This window comes from Streptomyces sp. GbtcB7 (assembly GCF_019091445.1).
In the GTDB taxonomy this organism is placed as follows: Bacteria; Actinomycetota; Actinomycetes; order Streptomycetales; family Streptomycetaceae; genus Streptomyces; species Streptomyces mirabilis.
The window spans coordinates 1-255 of record NZ_JAGXJM010000406.1; the positions used below are offsets into that span (position 1 = coordinate 1).

The following is a 255-nucleotide window of genomic DNA, read 5'->3' on the forward strand; positions in this document are numbered from 1 at the left end:
CTTGGCCAGCGCAGCCAGGACCGCATCTGCTGGGCCATCGCCCTTCGACAGTCCGTTGTCGTCGACGGAGGCGCCCCATATCTCGTCACCACCCCGGCTCGCGTGTTCGGCATGCGCGAGTACGACCAGATACCGCCCCGCGGCGGCCCCTTCTGTAGCGCGAATGCGGACCGAGGGGAACCGCGCGTGCCTATGCCCCGGAACCTCAGTAGCCGCCATGACGAGCGGATGGGTGGCCGAGAGCAGGTCGATCTC

At 68.2% G+C, this 255-nt stretch carries 1 protein-coding gene; it reads right to left on the reverse strand.

Features of this window, described 5'->3' with window-relative positions; genetic code table 11:
- On the reverse strand, positions 1 to 219 hold a 219-nt coding region (locus KVT44_RS56380), incomplete at its 3' end, for a hypothetical protein (protein WP_217577052.1).
- Positions 220 to 255 lie beyond the last annotated feature (36 nt).